The sequence below is a fragment of the Listeria immobilis genome, assembly GCF_014322845.1.
In the GTDB taxonomy this organism is placed as follows: Bacteria; Bacillota; Bacilli; order Lactobacillales; family Listeriaceae; genus Listeria; species Listeria immobilis.
The window spans coordinates 1-771 of sequence record NZ_JAASUA010000028.1 but is presented as its reverse complement, the minus strand read 5'-3'; the positions used below and the strand labels follow the sequence as shown (position 1 = coordinate 771).

1 rRNA gene is annotated in these 771 nt (G+C 47.2%); it reads left to right on the top strand.

Annotated elements, in window-relative coordinates:
• Positions 1-118 precede the first annotated feature (118 nt).
• Positions 119-771, top strand: a 23S ribosomal RNA gene (locus HCJ45_RS14795); the annotation flags it as partial.

Below are 771 nucleotides of genomic sequence, written 5' to 3'. Positions count from 1 at the left end.
AATTATCTATGACACAAGTAACCGAGAATCATCTGAAAGTGAATCTTTCATCTGATAAGAAGTATCATCGCTGATACGGAAAATCAGAAAAACAACCTTTACTTCGACGAAGTAAATTGGTTAAGTTAGAAAGGGCGCACGGTGGATGCCTTGGCACTAGGAGCCGAAGAAGGACGGGACTAACACCGATATGCTTTGGGGAGCTGTACGTAAGCGTTGATCCAGAGATTTCCGAATGGGGGAACCCACTATCTTTAGTCGGATAGTATCCTTACGTGAATACATAGCGTGAGGAAGGCAGACCCAGGGAACTGAAACATCTAAGTACCTGGAGGAAGAGAAAGAAAAATCGATTTCCTGAGTAGCGGCGAGCGAAACGGAAAGAGCCCAAACCAAGAAGCTTGCTTCTTGGGGTTGTAGGACACTCTATACGGAGTTACAAAAGAAAGTTATAAATGAAGCGGTCTGGAAAGGCCCGCCAAAGACGGTAACAGCCCGGTAGTTGAAATGGCTTTCCCTCCAGAGTGGATCCTGAGTACGGCGGAACACGTGAAATTCCGTCGGAATCCGGGAGGACCATCTCCCAAGGCTAAATACTCCCTAGTGACCGATAGTGAACCAGTACCGTGAGGGAAAGGTGAAAAGCACCCCGGAAGGGGAGTGAAACAGTTCCTGAAACCGTGTGCCTACAAGTAGTTAGAGCCCGTTAATGGGTGATAGCGTGCCTTTTGTAGAATGAACCGGCGAGTTACGATTTGTTGCAAGGTTAAG